The sequence below is a fragment of the Kitasatospora sp. NPDC023118 genome (genome assembly GCF_055560875.1).
Window position 1 is genome coordinate 57,415 of the sequence record NZ_JBVHHW010000001.1, and the last position, 16,462, is coordinate 73,876.

17 protein-coding genes and 1 pseudogene are annotated in these 16,462 nt (G+C 73.0%); 8 read left to right on the forward strand and 10 right to left on the reverse strand.

The window, feature by feature from the left end:
• Positions 1-168: 168 nt before the first annotated feature.
• From ACZ3UD_RS00220 to cobU, 4 genes and pseudogenes are all read right to left on the reverse strand, one after another.
• Positions 169-1,674: a leucyl aminopeptidase gene (locus tag ACZ3UD_RS00220; protein ID WP_465580506.1), complete on the reverse strand. Its 1,506-nt coding sequence runs from the start codon at positions 1,672-1,674 to the stop codon at positions 169-171.
• A gap of 257 nt (positions 1,675-1,931) precedes the next feature.
• On the reverse strand, positions 1,932-2,720 hold the full coding sequence (locus ACZ3UD_RS00225; protein ID WP_465580509.1) for an adenosylcobinamide-GDP ribazoletransferase: 789 nt from the start codon (positions 2,718-2,720) through the stop codon (positions 1,932-1,934).
• Between the two features lie 186 nt (positions 2,721-2,906).
• Positions 2,907-4,022 carry a nicotinate-nucleotide--dimethylbenzimidazole phosphoribosyltransferase gene (locus tag ACZ3UD_RS00230; protein WP_465580511.1) on the reverse strand — a complete coding sequence of 372 codons (1,116 nt, stop codon included), beginning with the start codon at positions 4,020-4,022 and terminating at the stop codon, positions 2,907-2,909.
• 28 nt (positions 4,023-4,050) lie between these two features.
• Positions 4,051-4,599: pseudogene (gene cobU / locus ACZ3UD_RS00235) on the reverse strand (bifunctional adenosylcobinamide kinase/adenosylcobinamide-phosphate guanylyltransferase); the annotation flags it as partial.
• Positions 4,600-4,719: 120 nt separating this feature from the next.
• On the opposite strand from cobU, the gene ACZ3UD_RS00240 reads away from it, so the two are divergent.
• Positions 4,720-4,920 carry a hypothetical protein gene (locus ACZ3UD_RS00240; protein ID WP_465580513.1) on the forward strand — a complete coding sequence of 67 codons (201 nt, stop codon included), beginning with the start codon at positions 4,720-4,722 and terminating at the stop codon, positions 4,918-4,920.
• Positions 4,921-4,954: 34 nt separating this feature from the next.
• Here ACZ3UD_RS00240 and ACZ3UD_RS00245 read toward each other — a convergent pair whose 3' ends face one another.
• Together ACZ3UD_RS00245 and ACZ3UD_RS00250 are read right to left on the reverse strand one after the other, a co-directional pair.
• Positions 4,955-5,695, reverse strand: coding sequence for a methyltransferase domain-containing protein (locus ACZ3UD_RS00245; RefSeq protein ID WP_465581361.1), 741 nt, complete (start codon positions 5,693-5,695; stop codon positions 4,955-4,957).
• A gap of 158 nt (positions 5,696-5,853) precedes the next feature.
• Entirely contained in the window at positions 5,854-6,453 is a 600-nt protein-coding gene (locus ACZ3UD_RS00250; protein ID WP_465580515.1) for a DUF3043 domain-containing protein, read from the reverse strand.
• 300 nt (positions 6,454-6,753) lie between these two features.
• Here ACZ3UD_RS00250 and ACZ3UD_RS00255 point away from each other — a divergent pair, with 300 nt between their 5' ends.
• Positions 6,754-7,560, forward strand: a complete 807-nt coding sequence (locus tag ACZ3UD_RS00255; RefSeq protein WP_465580517.1) for a PspA/IM30 family protein — start codon at positions 6,754-6,756, stop codon at positions 7,558-7,560.
• A 37-nt stretch (positions 7,561-7,597) separates the two neighbouring features.
• Positions 7,598-7,897, forward strand: coding sequence for a PspA-associated protein PspAA (gene pspAA / locus ACZ3UD_RS00260; RefSeq protein ID WP_465580519.1), 300 nt, complete (start codon positions 7,598-7,600; stop codon positions 7,895-7,897).
• A gap of 222 nt (positions 7,898-8,119) precedes the next feature.
• Here the strand turns inward: pspAA and nadA are convergent, their stop codons facing one another.
• The gene (gene nadA, locus ACZ3UD_RS00265) at positions 8,120-9,304 is read right to left on the reverse strand and encodes a quinolinate synthase NadA (RefSeq protein WP_465580521.1); all 1,185 of its coding nucleotides are present in this window, start codon (positions 9,302-9,304) and stop codon (positions 8,120-8,122) included.
• A gap of 191 nt (positions 9,305-9,495) precedes the next feature.
• Here nadA and ACZ3UD_RS00270 point away from each other — a divergent pair, with 191 nt between their 5' ends.
• From ACZ3UD_RS00270 to ACZ3UD_RS00280, 3 genes are all read left to right on the forward strand, one after another.
• Positions 9,496-10,419, forward strand: coding sequence for an NADP-dependent oxidoreductase (locus tag ACZ3UD_RS00270; protein ID WP_465580523.1), 924 nt, complete (start codon positions 9,496-9,498; stop codon positions 10,417-10,419).
• A 151-nt stretch (positions 10,420-10,570) separates the two neighbouring features.
• Positions 10,571-11,035 carry an Lrp/AsnC family transcriptional regulator gene (locus ACZ3UD_RS00275; protein ID WP_270147404.1) on the forward strand — a complete coding sequence of 155 codons (465 nt, stop codon included), beginning with the start codon at positions 10,571-10,573 and terminating at the stop codon, positions 11,033-11,035.
• Positions 11,036-11,219: 184 nt separating this feature from the next.
• Positions 11,220-12,599 carry a pyridoxal phosphate-dependent decarboxylase family protein gene (locus ACZ3UD_RS00280; RefSeq protein ID WP_465580526.1) on the forward strand — a complete coding sequence of 460 codons (1,380 nt, stop codon included), beginning with the start codon at positions 11,220-11,222 and terminating at the stop codon, positions 12,597-12,599.
• A 55-nt stretch (positions 12,600-12,654) separates the two neighbouring features.
• Here ACZ3UD_RS00280 and ACZ3UD_RS00285 read toward each other — a convergent pair whose 3' ends face one another.
• Positions 12,655-13,515 (reverse strand): GNAT family N-acetyltransferase, encoded by an 861-nt coding sequence (locus ACZ3UD_RS00285; RefSeq protein WP_465580529.1) that lies wholly within the window; start codon positions 13,513-13,515, stop codon positions 12,655-12,657.
• 244 nt (positions 13,516-13,759) lie between these two features.
• Here ACZ3UD_RS00285 and erpA point away from each other — a divergent pair, with 244 nt between their 5' ends.
• A complete protein-coding gene (gene erpA / locus ACZ3UD_RS00290) occupies positions 13,760-14,113 on the forward strand; it encodes an iron-sulfur cluster insertion protein ErpA (protein WP_387623529.1) in 354 nt (117 codons plus the stop codon).
• Between the two features lie 79 nt (positions 14,114-14,192).
• Here the strand turns inward: erpA and ACZ3UD_RS00295 are convergent, their stop codons facing one another.
• Positions 14,193-14,885, reverse strand: coding sequence for a hypothetical protein (locus ACZ3UD_RS00295; protein WP_465580531.1), 693 nt, complete (start codon positions 14,883-14,885; stop codon positions 14,193-14,195).
• An 87-nt stretch (positions 14,886-14,972) separates the two neighbouring features.
• Positions 14,973-15,194 carry a hypothetical protein gene (locus ACZ3UD_RS00300; protein WP_465580534.1) on the reverse strand — a complete coding sequence of 74 codons (222 nt, stop codon included), beginning with the start codon at positions 15,192-15,194 and terminating at the stop codon, positions 14,973-14,975.
• Between the two features lie 281 nt (positions 15,195-15,475).
• Here ACZ3UD_RS00300 and ACZ3UD_RS00305 point away from each other — a divergent pair, with 281 nt between their 5' ends.
• Positions 15,476-16,453, forward strand: coding sequence for a carbohydrate kinase family protein (locus tag ACZ3UD_RS00305; protein WP_465580536.1), 978 nt, complete (start codon positions 15,476-15,478; stop codon positions 16,451-16,453).
• Positions 16,454-16,462 lie beyond the last annotated feature (9 nt).

The window sequence follows — 16,462 nt, forward strand, 5'->3', positions numbered from 1 at the left end:
CGCCCCGTCTGCCGCCGTCTGTTCCGCTCTGTGGAACAAAGTTTCGCCCGTGGCGAACAGGGGTGCGCCGGGGCGTCCCGGCCTACTCGCAGGTAACCCCCGCGGTAACGCCGACGGGGGCCCGGCGCGTGTGCGCCGGGCCCCCGTGGAGGCTCAAGTCCGGTCGGATCAGGCCCTGCCGTTGGCCGCGGTCTGCTCGGCGAAGCGGACCAGGGTGCGCACCGCGCTCGCGGTGCCGCCCTTCGGGGTGTAGCCGAACGGAGCGCTCTCGTGGAACGCCGGGCCGGCGATGTCCAGGTGCGCCCAGTCGGTGCCCTCGGCCACGAACTCCTTCAGGAACAGGCCGGCCACCAGGCCGCCGCCCATCCGCTCGCCCATGTTGGCCAGGTCGGCGATGGTCGACTCGGTGAAGCCCTTGCGCAGCTCGGCCGGCAGCGGCATCGGCCAGGACTGCTCGCCGACCTCGCCCGCGATGGCGTGCAGGTTCTCGCGCAGCTCGTCGCTGTTGGACATCACGCCGAAGGTGCGGGTGCCCAGGGCCAGCACCATGGCGCCGGTCAGGGTCGCCACGTCGACGATGACGTCCGGGTTCTCCTCGCCGGCTCGCACGATCGCGTCGGCCAGCACCAGACGGCCCTCGGCGTCGGTGTTCAGCACCTCGACGGTCTTGCCGCCGTACATGCGCAGCACGTCGCCCGGGCGGGTGGCGGAGCCGGACGGCATGTTCTCGGCCAGCGCCAGCCAACCGGTGACGTTGACGACCAGGCCCAGGCGCTTGGCGGCCACCACGGCGGCGAACACGGCGGCGGCGCCAGCCATGTCGCACTTCATGGTCTCGTTGTGGCCGGCCGGCTTCAGCGAGATGCCGCCCGAGTCGTAGGTGATGCCCTTGCCGACGAAGGCCAGCGTGGCCTTCGCCTTCGGGTGGGTGTAGGCCACCTTCACCAGCCGCGGCGGGTTGGCCGAGCCGCCGCCGACGCCCAGCAGGCCGCCGTAGCCGCCCTTGGTCAGGGCCTTCTCGTCCAGCACCTCGACCTTGAGGCCGTGCTCCTTGCCGGCCGCCTGGGCGATCGCGGCGAAGCTCTTCGGGTTCAGGTCGTTCGGCGCGGTGTTGACCAGGTCGCGGGCGCGGTTCATCTCCTCGCCGATCGCGGCGGCGCGCTCCACGGCGGCCTTGGCGTCCTTGCTGCCCTTGCGGGCGGCCAGCACGACCAGCTCGCCGACCGGCTCCTTGCCGTTGCCGTTGCCCTTGTACGTGCCGAAGGCGTACGAGCCGAGCAGACCACCCAGCGCCAGCGCCTCCACGTCCTCCGCGGACTCGGCCGGCAGGGCCAGCGCGGCCTTCTTGACGCCGGCCAGGGCGCGGGCGGCGACACCGGCGGCGCGGCGCAGCGCCTCCAGGTCGTAACGCTCCTCGGCGGCCTCGCCGAGGCCGACCGCGAGCACGAGCGGGGCCTTCAGGCCGGCGGGGGAGGGCACCTTGACGGTCTCGCCCTCGGTGCCGGTCGCGCCCAGGGTGCTGAGGACCTCGGCCAGCTTGCCCTCGAACGCCTCGTTCACGGCCTCGGCGCCGGGGGCCAGCACGATGCCCTTCGGGCCCTTCGCGAGACCGACCACCAGGGCGTCCGCGCGCAGCGAGGCGGCGGAGGAGGTGCTCACAGACAATGCAGTCACGTAATGCGTCCTGTTCTTTCGCGGGTCCACGGCCGGTCGCGGCGTGACTGCCGAACCGGCGCAGCCCGCCGTGGCAGGCCGTCCGCCGACGGGTCTGCGGGTCCGGGTCCCCTGGCGCGCGCGTCCGCCGTCGCGGCCGCGCACACCAGAGGCCCCGGCTCCTCGGTACGCGCCGGGCGGGCAGGACCTGCCACGGTGCAGGGCTGCGGTGCTTCACGCATGGTAGTCCGCATGGTGGGATCACGCGCCGCCCGGTGTCAGCCGAGCAACGCCAAGGCGAACAGCGTGCCGGTGGCCGCCGTCTCCGCCGTCGCGCCGAGCACGTCCCCGGTGATTCCGCCGAACCGCCGGACACAGCGTCCGAGCAGCAGCCGGGCGCAGCCGACGCCGAGCACAACCGCCAGCGGAAGTCGAAGAGCTGACCATCCGTCGAACAGCCCGGTCGCGGCGACGGCCAGTGCCCCGAGGGCCGTCCCGGCGGCGGCCCCGGCGGGCGTCACGGTGCTCGCCACCATCGCCCCGAGCCCGCCCGGACGGGCGGCCGGTACCGACCGCAGACAGCCCCAGCCGAGCGCGCACCGGGCGGCCACCGCCGAGGCGAGCACCGCGAGTGCGCCGCGCGGCACCGAGTGCCCGAACTGCCCGGCCAGCGCGGCGACCTGGGCCAGCAGTACGAGAAGGAGGGTCAGTACGCCGAACGGGCCGATGTCGGACTGCTTCATGATCCGCAGCGCGTCCTCGGCCGGCTTGCCGCTGCCCAGCCCGTCGGCGACGTCCGCCAGACCGTCCAGGTGCAGCCCCCGGGTCAGCGCGGCGAGCGCCCCCACCGCCGTCACCGCCCCGAGCAGCCCGCCCGCCCGCCAGGCCACCAGCGCCCCCGCCCCGGCCGCGACGGCGCCCAGCACCAACCCCACCGCCGGGGCCGCCGTCATCGCCCGCGCCCCCGCCGCGCGGTCCCACCGCTCCACCCGCACCCGCAGCACCGACAGCGTCCCGAACGCGAACCGCAGCCCCTCGCCCCACGTCGCCCGCTCGCCGCCGGCCATCGCTCCACTCCCTCACCGCACCGCACCGCACGAACAGAAGCCCCCGGGCCCCGCGCCAACCGAAGGCTGGGCCCCGAACAAACGGAATCCCCGCGCCCCGAAAGGGGCGCGGGGAACTGCGCGAGGCGGAAGGGCCGGGCCTGCCCACCTGAGCACAGACGCTCAGCCGCGGGCGCCCCGCCCCTGCTACAGCCTCCGCAGCAGATCCGCCGCCGAGGGCAGCTTCGGCTGCTCCTTGGGAGCCGCCGGCACGAACGGCCTCGGCGCCTCGTCCGCGAGCGCGTCGCCCGCCGCCTGGAGCAGCGGCAGCGCCAGCAGCGCGCCGACACCTTCGCCCATGGTGATCCCCTGGTCCTGAAGCGGCGTCAGGGTCAGCCGGTCGTACGCCTTCGCCTGGGCCGGCTCGCCGCTGGACTGCCCGGCCCGCCACCACTCCGGCGCCCGGAAGGCGATCCGCTGCGCGACCAGCGCGCAGGCGGCCGAGACCACACCGTCCAGCACCACCGGCAGCCGCCGGACCGCGGCCTGCAGCAGGAAGCCGGTGATCGCCGCGAAGTCGGCCCCGCCGGTCGCGCCGAGCAGGGCGATCTGGTCGCCGAGCACCGGCCGGGCCCGCCGCAGCGAGTCCCGGATGGTGGCGCACTTGACCATCCACACCCGGTCGTCGATGCCCGAGCCGCGCCCGCAGACCGCGGCGGCGTCCGTCCCGCACAGCGCGCCGACCAGCACGGCGGCCACCGTGGTGGCGCCGACCCCGAGGTCGCCGAGCAGCACCAGGTCGGTGCCGGAGTCGGCCTCCTCGTCGGCCACGGCCATGCCGGCCCGGAACGCCCGTACGGTCTCCTCCGGGGTGAGCGCGTCCTCGACGTCGATCCGGCCGGAGCCGCGCCGGATCCGGTGGGTGACCACCTCGTCCGGGAGGTTCGCGGCGTCGGTGTCCACGCCGACGTCGACCACCCGCACCTCGGCGCCGTAGCGCGCGGCCAGCCGGGCCACCGGCGCGGTGCCGTCCAGCACCGCCCGCACCCGGGCCGCGGTGCCGCCCTGGGCGGGCAGCCGGGAGATCCCGAGCGCGGCCACACCGTGGTCGGCGGCGAACAGCAGCACCTTGGGCGCCGACACCGGCCGCACCGGGGAGCGCCCCTGTACGGACGACAGCCAGCTGCCCAGCTCCTCCAGCTTGCCGAGCCCGCCGCGCGGCCGGCCGGCCTCCTGCCAGCGCTCCTCGGCGGCCCGCCGGGCGCTGTCGTCGGGGCGCTCGACGAGCGAGGAGAACGTATCGAGATCCACGGTCGTGTCCATCGTCCGGAAGGCTACACGCCACAGGTGTTCAGGCTGCGGTTGGCTTGATTGTTACAACCTGCCCGGCCACCACCAGCAGCACACGCTCCGAGGCGTCCGCCACGGCCATGTTGAGCCGGCCCAGTGTGTCGCGGAAGCGCCGGCCCGCGGCGGTCGCCGGGACGACACCCATGCCGACCTCGTTGCTCACCGCGACGACCGTCCGCGGGGTGGCCGCCCAGGCCGCGGCCAACGTCCGGCAGCGGCGCTGCACCGCGGCCTCGCCGCCGTCCGCCCAGGCCCGGTCGTCCCAGGCGCCGCACTCGTCCATCACCGAGGTCAGCCACAGCGCCAGGCAGTCGATCAGCACCGGCGCCGGGTCGGCGGCGTCGGTGAGCACGGCCTCCAGGTCGCAGGTCTCGGCGGTGCGCCAGCTCGCCGGCCGCCGCTCCCGGTGCAGCTCGATCCGCTGGGCCCACTCGGCGTCGCCGTCCCGGGTGCCGCCGGTGGCCACGTACAGGACGTCCGGCCGGTCGGCGAGCAGCTGCTCGGCGCGGGTGGACTTGCCGGAGCGCGCGCCGCCGAGCAGCAGCGTGCGGGGGAGCGGGGAGTGGGTCGACATGGCGCCCATCCTGCCCGACCAGGCATACGGAAGATCGGGCCGGGCAGGCTATGGTGCGCACCACATAGGCAGCGGGAAGCGTGGGAGGAGCCGGGCATGGTCTGGACGTGGCGGTACGAGAAGGCGGACGGCAGCGCGGTGACGCCGAGCGGCGCCCAGGAGGAGTTCGCCGGCCAGGGGGACGCCGAGACCTGGATCGGGGAGAGCTGGAAGCAGCTCGTCGAGGACGGCGTGGACACCGCGGTCCTGCTGGACGACGGTCAGCAGATCTACGCGATGAGCCTGCACGAGGCCTGAGCCCCCGCCCCGGAGGCGGGCGGGCGATCGGCCGCTACTTCGCCCCGATCACGTGCAGCAGCGCCGCGACCCGCCGGTACGGGTCGGTACGGGCGGCCCGGTCCTCGGCTTCCAGCAGCTGGGCCAGTTGGCGCCCGTCCACCGGCGGGGTCGCGTCGTCGGGCGCGTTGTCGGTGAAGACCCGCACGCCGTACCAGTGCTTGAGCGGCACCGACACCTCGGAGAGGGTGACGGTCAGGTCGGTGAGCCGGTCGGCCCGGGCGGCCAGTCCGAGCCGGTTGTAGTACCGGTCGCTCTCGAAGGCGTGCAGGGCGGCCCGCCAGTCCCCGGCGGCGGCGGGCCGCAGCGCCAGCGCGTCGCGGTTGCGGACCAGCAGCGAGAGCAGACCGCCGGGCGCCAGCAGCCGGGCCAGCGAGGCGATCATCGGGTCCGGGTCGGGCAGGTACATCAGGACGCCGTGGCAGAGCACCACGTCGAAGCTGCGCGGGCCGAACCAGCGCCCGCACTGGTGGCCGTCACCGCTGAGCAGCTGCAGCCGGCCGCGCACCTCGGGCGGCTCCTCGGCCAGCGCCCCCTGGGCGACGCCGAGCGCGACCGGGTCGGAGTCGATCCCGGTGACGTAGTGGCCGGCCCGCGCGAGCCGCAGGGCTTGGGTGCCCTGGCCGCAGCCGATGTCGAGGACGCGCTGCGCGGTGCGGCCGGTCAGCTGCTCGGCGAGCTGGCGGGAGACGAGCTCCTGGCGGACGAAGTTGCGCAGTCCGCCGAGCCGGTCCAGCCAGGCGCCGGCACCGCCGGCGAAGGAACCGCTGCGCGAGGGCAGCCGACGCTCCTGGCCGAACCGGTCGTGGCCGCCGTCCCCCTGTCCGGGAAGCGCGTACAGGCCGGGCCCCTCCCAGGAAGGCGGGGCCCAGCCGGAGTCCACCGGTTCGGCGGTCAGGGCTTCTCCCCGCGCCGCACCTGCGGCTTGGGCAGGCGCAGCCGGCGCATCTGCAGGGTGCGCATGATGCCGTAGGCGATCACGCCGCGGGTGTTCTGTCCGGCGAAGCGCTCGCCCAGCTGCTTGCGCAGGCCGAAGCCGAGGCGCACGAAGTCCAGGATCACCAGGACGAAGAACAGCAGGAACAGCAGCGTCGACAGCAGCTGCAGGGCCTGCACCTTGATGATGCTGAGCACCAGGATGACGACGGCGGCGGGCAGGAAGAACTCGGCCAGCGACCAGCGGGAGTCGATGTAGTCACGGGCGAACTTGCGCACCGGGCCCTTGTCGCGGGCCGGCAGGTGGCGCTCGTCGCCGTCCATCAGGGCCTGGCGCTGCTTCTCGCGCTCGACCCGCATCCGGTCGCGCGCCTGGCGGGAGGCCTCCTTGCGGTCCTTGGGCACCGTCACCCGGGTACGCCGGTTGGCCTCGGCCTCACTGCGCTTGGGGGTGGGGCGGCCCTTCTTGGCCTGCGGGTGGCGGGCCTGGGTCGTCTCGTCCTGCTTCTCCAGCACGGTGGCGGAGGCAGCGGCATCATCTGAACGGCGTCGGAACACACCACCAGCGTACGGGGTGCGCCGCTGCGATCACGGGTCCCCTCGGACCCAAACGCATATCGATCCTCCGGGTCCGGCCCCGACCCGGGTTTCCCGGGCCCTTCCCGTAGGGGATCAATCGGATGGACTATGGGGAGGATGAGAGCCGGATCCACCCGGGGGATGAGGAACTGCCACCGGTCGCTGTAGCAGTCTTGTTGCAGGCAGGTGCACTGCGGCGACGGGCTCGCTGCACATACACTCGTCGTGTCTGGTAACGAGATATACACCGCAGGCCGGAGAAGGGGGCACCCGAGGCCCATGAGCGACGGAATCATGAAGCGTATGGGGCTGATCTTCCGCTCCAAGGCGAACAAGGCCTTGGACCGGGCGGAGGATCCGCGTGAGACGCTCGACTACTCCTACCAGAAGCAGCTCGAACTGCTGCAGAAGGTACGGCGTGGTGTCGCGGACGTCGCGACCTCGCGCAAGCGCCTGGAACTCCAGCTGACCCAGCTCCAGCAGCAGTCCGCGAAGTACGAGGACCAGGGCCGCAAGGCGCTGTCGCTCGGCCGCGAGGACCTCGCGCGCGAGGCGCTGACCCGCAAGGCCAACATGCAGTCCCAGATCTCCGACCTGGAGACGCAGTACCAGGCCCTGCAGGCCGAGGAGGAGAAGCTCACGCTCGCCTCCCAGCGGCTGCAGGCCAAGGTGGACGCCTTCCGCACCAAGAAGGAGACCATCAAGGCCACCTACACCGCGGCCCAGGCGCAGACCCGCATCGCCGAGTCCTTCTCCGGCATCTCGGAGGAGATGGGCGACGTCGGCCTGGCCATCCAGCGTGCCGAGGACAAGACCGCGCAGATGCAGGCCCGGGCCGGTGCGATCGACGAGCTGCTGGCCTCCGGCGCGCTCGACGACGCGAGCGGTCTCGGCCGCAAGGACGACATCGAGGCCGAGCTGGAGCGGGTGGCCGGCGGCTCCGACGTCGAGCTGGAGCTCGCCCGGATGAAGGCCGAGCTGTCCGGCGGTCCCTCCTCCGGTCCGGCGGCGATCGAGCAGGGGCAGCCGCAGCAGCAGCCCCAGCAGCAGCCGCAGGACACCCCGCGCATCAACTACAACAAGTGATCTGAGCTCGACCCCACGAACCAGGGAGACGCACGGCATGATCATGAGGGTCATGGGTGAGGGGCAGTTCGAGGTGGGCGAGGACCACCTGAACCTGCTCAACCAGCTCGACGACGAGCTGCTCACCGCAGTGGAGTCGGGCGACGAGGAGAACTTCCGCCAGGCCTACGGCAAGCTGCTGGACGCGGTGATGCGGTACGGCACCCGGCTGCCCGACGACGCTCTGGAGCCGTCCGACCTGATCCTGCCGAACTCCGAGGCGACGATCAGCGAGGTCCGCACGCTGCTGCTGTCCGAGGGCGAGGGCGTGATCCCGGGGTTCCCCGAGTACGAGTAGCTCCTCCGGCTGTTGCCAGACGAAAGGGCGGGCCCCCTCCGATGGGAGGGGGCCCGCCCTTCGCTGTGACTCGCCCGCTCGCCTCCGGGGCGCTCGGGTCCGGTTCCGACGGTCGGCGCTCCGGCGCTCGTGCCTCGCTTGTCGCTTCTCCCTTTCGACACCGGCGCGCCCCTTCGGCTCGGGGCGGGGGCTCGCCCGCTCGCCTCCGGTCGCGGGGCCGGACTACGGCAGGGCCAGCATCCGGTCCAGCGCCTCCTTGGCGTACTTCTCGGTCTCCGGGTCGACGGTGATCACGTTCGGCACCCGGCCCTCGACCAGCGACTCCAGCGCCCAGACCAGGTGCGGCAGGTCGATCCGGTTCATGGTGGAGCAGAAGCAGACCGCGCGGTCCAGGAAGACGATCTCCTTGTCCGGGTGCGCCTTGGCCAGGCGGCGGACCAGGTTCAGCTCGGTGCCGATGGCCCACTTGGTGCCGGGCTCGGCGGCGTCCAGGGCCTTGATGATGTACTCGGTCGAGCCCACCATGTCGGCGGCCGCGACAACCTCGTGCTTGCACTCGGGGTGCACCAGGACGGTCACACCGGGGATCCGCTCGCGGACGTCGTTCACCGAGTCCAGGCTGAACCGGCCGTGCACCGAGCAGTGGCCGCGCCAGAGGATCATCTTCGCGTCCCGCAGCTGATCGGCGGTCAGGCCGCCGTTCGGCTTGTGCGGGTTGTAGACGACGCAGTCGTCCAGCGAGAAGCCCATGTCGCGCACGGCGGTGTTGCGGCCGAGGTGCTGGTCGGGCAGGAAGAGCACCTTCTCACCCTGCTCGAACGCCCACTCCAGGGCGCGCTTGGCGTTGGAGGAGGTGCAGATGAGGCCGCCGTGCCTGCCGGTGAAGGCCTTGATGTCGGCGGAGGAGTTCATGTACGAGACCGGGACGGTGACGTCGGCTATGCCGGCGTCGGTCAGCACATCCCAGCACTCGGCGACCTGCTCGGCGGTGGCCATGTCGGCCATCGAACAGCCGGCCGCGAGGTCCGGCAGGACGACCTGCTGCCGGTCGCTGGTGAGGATGTCCGCGGACTCGGCCATGAAGTGCACGCCGCAGAAGACGATGTACTCGGCCTCGGGGCGGGCCGCCGCGTCGCGAGCGAGCTTGAAGGAGTCGCCGGTGACGTCGGCGAACTCGATCACCTCGTCGCGCTGGTAGTGGTGCCCGAGGATGAAGACGCGGTCGCCGAGCGCGGCCTTGGCCGCGCGGGCGCGCTCGACGAGGTCCGGGTCGGAGGCCGGGGGGAGGTCACCGGGGCACTCGACGCCGCGCTCGCTGTTCGGATCGGCCTCCCGGCCGAGCAGCAGCAGAGCGAGCGGCGTCGGAGTGGGGTCGACGCCGTAGGTCTCGGTGATGGTGGTGGTCACGGGCGGGTGCCCTTCTGTGCGGCCGATCAAGCGGTTGAGCCTTTTCGTCTATCTGACGCTATCTATTCTAACCGGTTAGCGTCAGAGTGACGATGGCCATCCTGTCGATGTGACGAGAACCGCTCGCCAAAACGAATGCTTCCGGGCGTGGCCGAATCGATATTTCGAAGCCGCCGGGTATGGCTGAGCCCATGAAGGCAATCGCGATCAACCGCTACGGCGGCCCCGAGGTGGTCGAGTACACCGACCTGCCCGACCCCAAGGTCGGGCCCGACTCGGTCCTGGTGCAGGTGCGGGCGGCCGGGGTGAACCCGGTGGACTGGAAGGTCCGGGACGGCGCCCTGGACGGCATGCTGGACGTCCACTTCCCGCTGGTCATGGGCTGGGACGTGGCCGGCGTGGTCCGCGCCGTCGGAGGCGGGGTGACCGAGTTCACCCCCGGCGACGAGGTGTACGGCTACGTCCGCAAGGACGCCGTCGAGCACGGCACCTACGCCGAGCTGGTCTCCGCCCCCGTCCGCACCCTTGCCCGCCGGCCCGCCGCGCTGGACTGGGCGCAGTGCGGCGGCCTGCCGCTGGCCGGGCTCACCGCGCTGCAGAGCCTGCGGGCGCTGCGGCTCACCGAGGGGGAGACCCTGTTGGTGCACGCCGCGGCCGGCGGGGTCGGCCACCTGGCCGTCCAGATCGCCCGCGCCCGCGGCGCCCGGGTGATCGGCACGGCGGGCGATCGCAACCACGACTACCTGCGCGGCCTGGGCGCCGAGCCGGTCGCCTACGGCGAGGGCCTGGCCGAACGGGTCCGCGCGCTCGCCCCGGACGGCGTGGACGCGGCCCTCGACCTGATCGGCCGCGGCGCCGTCCAGGTCTCGGCCGGGCTGGTGGCCGACCCGGGCCGGATCGCCTCGATCACCGACTTCGGCGTGAAGGCCCTCGGCGGCCACTACGTCTGGGTCCGCCCGGACGCGGCGGACCTGGCCGAACTGGCCGCGCTCGCCGACGACGGCCGGCTGACCGTCACCGTCGCCTCCACCTTCCCGCTCGCCCAGGCGGCCTCCGCCCAGGCGCTCAGCGCCGAGGGGCGTACCAGGGGGAAGATCGTCCTGCTGGTGGACTGACGGCCTTCTCCCCGTCATCCGCCAGCGATGAACTCGTTCAGGTCATCCGCCAGAATGGGTGGCGAACCGTTTCGGCAGCGGCCGGGGCCGAGCACCAGCCGCCGCCGGGACGCCCCCTCGACCCCCGCACGACCCGTGGAGCCCCGCACCGATGACCAGCAGCCGAGCGCACGAGGTGATCGGGGCCGACCTGGACGAGACCGATCGGCAGCTCCTCGCCCGCCTCGGCAGCGACGGCCGCGCCTCCTACGCCGAGATCGGCCTGCAGGTGAACCTCTCCGCCACCGCCGTGCGCCGTCGGATAGACCGGCTCCGGGCGCGCGGTGTGGTGCGGGGCTTCACCGTGGTGCTCGACCCGGCCGTGCTCGGCTGGCAGACCGAGGCCTTCGTCGAGGTCTACTGCCGCGAGCGCACCGCCCCCGAGGAGATCCTCGCCAGCCTGCGCCAGTTCCCCGAGGTGGTCGCCGCCTGGACGGTCACCGGCGACCCGGACGCCCTGGTCCACCTGCGGGCCGCCGACATGCGCCATCTGGAGGCCGTCATCGAGCGCATCCGGCGCGAGCCCGGCGTCCAGCGCAGCCGCTCCTCGGTGGTCCTCTCCCAGCTGATCGGCTGACCCGTCCGGCCCCACGCAGGAATCCTGCGCGGACCCGCCAGAAGACGCTCGAAACCTGCCCGACCAGCCGCGTTCCGACGCGCGTCGAAGCACCGCCGCTGCCTACGCTGATCACGTCCGGTCAGCGCGGTGAGGCGTCCCGTAGACCGGATCCCCCCGACACCCACAGCCGAGAGGGACAGCCGTGTCCGCAGCACCCGACCGCATGCACCGGCCCGACAACGAACTGGTCGACCTGGTTTTCGACTACATGCGGGAGCGGCTGCAGTACGACCCCGTTCCGCTCGACCACCCCGGTGACGGCGAGCACCTGCGCGCCCAGCTGTCCGGCCTGCTGAACCAGGACGGCAACAACCCGGCCGACGTGCTCAAGCTCTACGACCACGAGCTGTCCCGCGCGGTCATCTCCGCCGACAGCCCGCGCTACCTGTCCTTCATCCCGTGCGCCCCCACCAAGGCCGCGCTGCTGTTCGACATGGTCGTCTCCTGCGCCTCGCTGCAGGGCATCTCCTGGCTGGAGGCGGCCGGCGCGATAGCCGCCGAGAACCAGGTGCTGCGGCTGATCGCCGACCGCGCGGGCCTGCCCCAGACGGCCGGCGGCTGCTTCGTCTCCGGCGGATCGGCGGGCAACCTCTCCGCCCTGGTCGTCGCCCGCGACACCGCCCGCCGCCGCCTGGCCGATGACGGTCGTCACAGTGGCCCGGCGCGGCTGCGGATAGCCGTCGCCGACCAGGTGCACTCCTCGGTCAAGAACACCTTCAACATCATCGGCGTCGAGGCCTTCAAGGTCCCGACCGTCAACCGGCGCTTCACCGGCGAGGCGCTGCGCGCCGCCCTGGCCGCCGACCCCAACCCCGAAACGGTGATCGCGGTCGTCGGTACCGCCGGCACCACCAACGAGGGCATCGTCGACGACCTCAAGGGCCTGGCCGAGGTCGCCCGCGAGCGCGACCTGTGGTTCCACGTGGACGGCGCCTACGGCGGCGCGGGCCTGTTCGCCCCCTCGGTGCGCGAGCGCTACGACGGCATCGAGCACGCCGACTCCTTCGTGGTCGACCCGCACAAGTGGCTGTTCGCCCCCTTCGACTGCGCCGCGCTGATCTACCGCAACCCGCAGCTCGCCCGCGCCGTGCACACCCAGGACGCCTCCTACCTGGACGTCCTGCACACCGAGGGCGACGAGTGGAACCCCACCGACTACGCCTACCACCTGACCCGGCGCGCCCGAGGCCTGCCGCTCTGGTTCTCGCTGGCCGTCCACGGCGTCCAGGCCTACACCGACGCCATCGAGACCGGCCTCCAGCTGGCCCGGGATACCGCCCAGCTGATCCGTGACACCGAGCACCTGGAACTGCTGTTCGATCCGCAGCTCTCCGCCGTCTGCTTCAAGCGCAAGGGCTGGACCAACGACGACTACTACCGCTGGTCGCAGCAGCTGCTCGCGGACCAGATCGGCTTCGTGACCCCGACCGGCTGGGACGGCGAGACGGTGGCCCGCTTCGCCTTCCTGCACCCGGGCACGACCATGGGGATGGTCCGGGAGATCCTGGACACCATGGCCTGATCGACGCTCCGCGCGTACGGCCCCACCGGCTCGCCCGGCGGGGCCGCACGCGTACCTACAGGAACGCTCCGCTCGGCAGGTACGGGCTCGGCGGCCGCATCCCGCGCACCCCGACGAAGCCCCCGGTCTCCGGCGTCAGCCCGACCTCCAGGCCGACGTCCAGCGCCCACTCCTGCTCGGCGGTCAGGTACTCCACCCGCGCCTCGACCCCGTCCGGTACCCGGGCCAGCGCCTCGCGCAGCAGCCGGGCGGCGATCCGCTTGCTGGTGGCCGCCAGCAGCCGCACCGTGCCGCCGTCCCGGTAGCAGTAGCCGCTGCCGGCCAGCGCGTCGGCGACCAGCAGCTCCTCGAAGTGCCCGAGCATCAGCTCGTGGTCCGGGCCGTGCGCCGACCCGCGCAGCCGCCGGTCCACCGAGTCCAGCAGGTGCAGCTGGGTGGCGTTGCCGCGGTGCACCGGGATGTCCCCCGGGTCGATCAGTCCGTTCCGGTCCACCCGTCCGGTCAGCCGCATCGCCGGGTGCAGGGTGAACCCGGCCAGCCGGTAGCGGCGGGCCGCCGCCGGGGAGGAGGAGGCGCAGACCATCCCGCGCAGACAGCCCCGCGCGTGCGCCGTGGCCCGTTCCAGCAGCAGCCGGCCGACCCCCTTGCCCTGCGCGGACGGACGGACGGCGAACAGCGAGGGCATCCACAGGCCCTCGCGGCGCATCGACAGCACCACCCCGACCGCCTCCCCGCCGCTTTCCGCCAGCCAGCAGCCCCGGGGATCGATGCGCGCCAGGTGCCGGCTCCGGGCCAGCTGCAGCGGTGTCGGCTCGGGCGGCGCCGGAGCGGCGGTCGGCTCGGCGAAGGCGGCGAAGGACAGTTCCTGGACGGCCTCCGCGTCCTCTGCGGTGTCCCTGACCTGGCGAAGGATCATGCCGACATCCTGGCGTCCGACGGACGGCCGCGGGGCCGGTTCACCCGGATCCACGACCAGTGCGGTGACCTGCGCTGCCCGGTTGTGCGAGCATGGGGAGCGTAAGGGAGACGGGTGGTACACCCGGCCCACGGAAACCAGCCGCCGAACAGGCCGCAGAAAACCATCGCCGTCCGGGAAATGAAACCGGACGGCCGTTGGTTGGCACTGGCGGCAGACCGTCGTCAAGACCGGGAGAAAGCAGATGACCGTCCAGGACGAGACCACCGTCGAGAGTGGCATCCTCCTCACCGATGCCGCCGCGGCCAAGGTCAAGGCCCTGCTGGAGCAGGAAGGCCGCGAGGACCTCGCGCTGCGCGTCGCCGTCCAGCCCGGTGGCTGCTCCGGCCTGCGTTACCAGCTGTTCTTCGACGAGCGCTCGCTCGACGGCGACGTGGTGAAGGACTTCAACGGCGTCAAGGTCGTCACCGACCGGATGAGCGCCCCGTACCTGGGCGGCGCCACCGTCGACTTCGTCGACACCATCGAGAAGCAGGGCTTCACGATCGACAACCCGAACGCCACCGGCTCCTGCGCCTGCGGCGACTCCTTCAGCTGAGCCTGAAGCGCGGGCCCAGCCCGAAACGCGTGAGGCGGCCCCGGGGAACTCCCCGGGGCCGCCTCACGCGTTTCCACGGCTACCGAGCCGCGCCGTCCGGGGTCACCGGGTCCGGGCCGGCGTGCGGGTCGCCCTCCAGCGGCACCTCCTGGCCGCTCGTCCGGTCGACCACCGTCCGCCCGGCCAGCGGCGAGCGCAGATCGGCGGCGACCGCCTGCCGCTTGGCCAGCGCGGTGCAGACCTGCCCCGGCTGGACGGCCGGCGGGCCCGGCACGATCTCGACGGCCACCTTGCCCGTCTGTGACTCGTCCGCCTTCAGCGCGTACTTGGTGCAGACCCCGCCGAAGAAGTAGACGGTCAGCTTGTTGCCGCCGTCCGCCCGGTAGGCGATCGGCGGACGCACCGCGGTGCCGGCCCCGGTGCCGGCCGGGTTGGGCTCGCCCGGGGCGATCGCGTTGCCCGGGGGAGTGGCCGCCCCCGACGGCTGCCCCGGGGCGGGCGGGGCCGGAGTCGGGGCCCCGCCGGTCGGCGGCGTCTGGGCCGGCCGGTCGGTCGCGCCGGACGCCGTCGCGGACGGAGTGCCGGAGGCCGTCGGGGCCTGCGGGGAGGCACTCGCCGAGGCCGTGGAGCTCGCGGAGGCGGCGGCGCTCGCCGAATCCGCCGAACTCTTGCCGTCCCCGTTGCACCCGGCCACCGTCACCACCGCCGCCAGCGCCACAGCCGCCAGGGCCACCGTCCGCCGACCGCGCCGGGGCATCGTCTCCAGGTCCATCTGCACATCCTCCCGAGGGCTCAGCGGCGCCGCCCCTCGGCCGCTCCGCGCGGATGTGACGTGCCCCGGTCGGATCCGGTTCCGTTCTCAGACGGAACGGATCATGCCGTACTCGGCCATCCCGGCGACCAGCCGCTGCGCCCCGGACGGGACCCGGACGCCGACGGACGCGGGGGCGGCCGGCTCCGGATCCGCCGCCAGCAGCGGCCAGAACCGGCGCAGCCGCCGCGAGGAGCTCACCAGCGCGTCAAGGGTCTCGCCGTCGGATTCGACCCGGAGGGCGGACGGCGGGGAGTGTTTGGGAATCATCGGGCATCGCTCCGATCCAGAGCCGCGGCGGCACTGCCACGGTCGAAGTCGGGGCCCACCCGGTCCGGCCGGACCCCTCTAAGGCCGACCCTAGGCCCGGGTTCCGTACACCCACCAGTGCTACCCGGAGGTAGTACACGTTCGAGGGCAAGGGGTGCCACCATGGCCGGAGGGCGACAGCTTGAGCGGCACTCTTGCTGGCGCACAGTGCGGGCCCGGTACCGTGAGTGGGTTCATCCGACCCCGCCCGCTGGCCCTGTTGCCATCTTGAGGAGACCTCCGTGCGTATCGCCGTCGCCGGCTCGATCGCCACCGACCATCTGATGACGTTCCCCGGTCGGTTCGCCGACCAGCTCGTCGCCGAGCAGCTGCACACCGTGTCGCTGTCGTTCCTGGTCGACGCCCTGGACATCCGCCGCGGCGGCGTCGCGCCGAACATCGCGTTCGGCATGGGCGTGCTCGGGCTCCGGCCGGTCCTGGTCGGCGCCGCCGGTGCGGACTTCGCCGAGTACCGCAGCTGGCTGGAGCGCAACAACGTGGACTGCGACTCCGTCCACATCTCCGAGACCCGGCACACCGCCCGCTTCATGTGCACCACGGACGAGGACCACAACCAGATCGCCTCGTTCTACACCGGTGCCATGGCCGAGGCCCGCAACATCGAGCTCAAGCCGATCGCCGACCGCGTCGGCGGCCTCGACCTCGTCCTGGTCGGCGCCGACGACCCGCAGGGCATGGTGCGCCACACCCAGGAGTGCCGCACCCGCGGCTACGCCTTCGCCGCCGACCCCTCCCAGCAGCTGGCCCGCCTGGAGGGCGACGACATCCGCGAGCTGGTGGACGGCGCCGCGTACCTGTTCACCAACGAGTACGAGGCCGCGCTGATCGAGAACAAGACCGGCTGGGGCGCCGAGGAACTGCTCACCCGCGTCGGCACCCGGGTCACCACCCTGGGCAGCAAGGGCGTCCGGATCGACCGCAAGGGCGAGGCCCCGATCCTGGTCGGCTGCGCGCAGGAGGAGGCCAAGGTCGACCCGACCGGCGTCGGCGACGCCTTCCGGGCCGGCTTCCTGACCGGACTGTCCTGGCAGCTCGACCTGGAGCGCGCCGCCCAGCTCGGCTGCATGCTCGCCACCCTGGTGATCGAGACCGTCGGCACCCAGGAGTACGAGCTGCGCCCGAGCGCCTTCCTGCGGCGCTTCGAGGAGAACTACGGCGCCGAGGCCGCCGCGGAGATCCGCGCCCGCCTGGTCAAGTAGTCCCGCTCC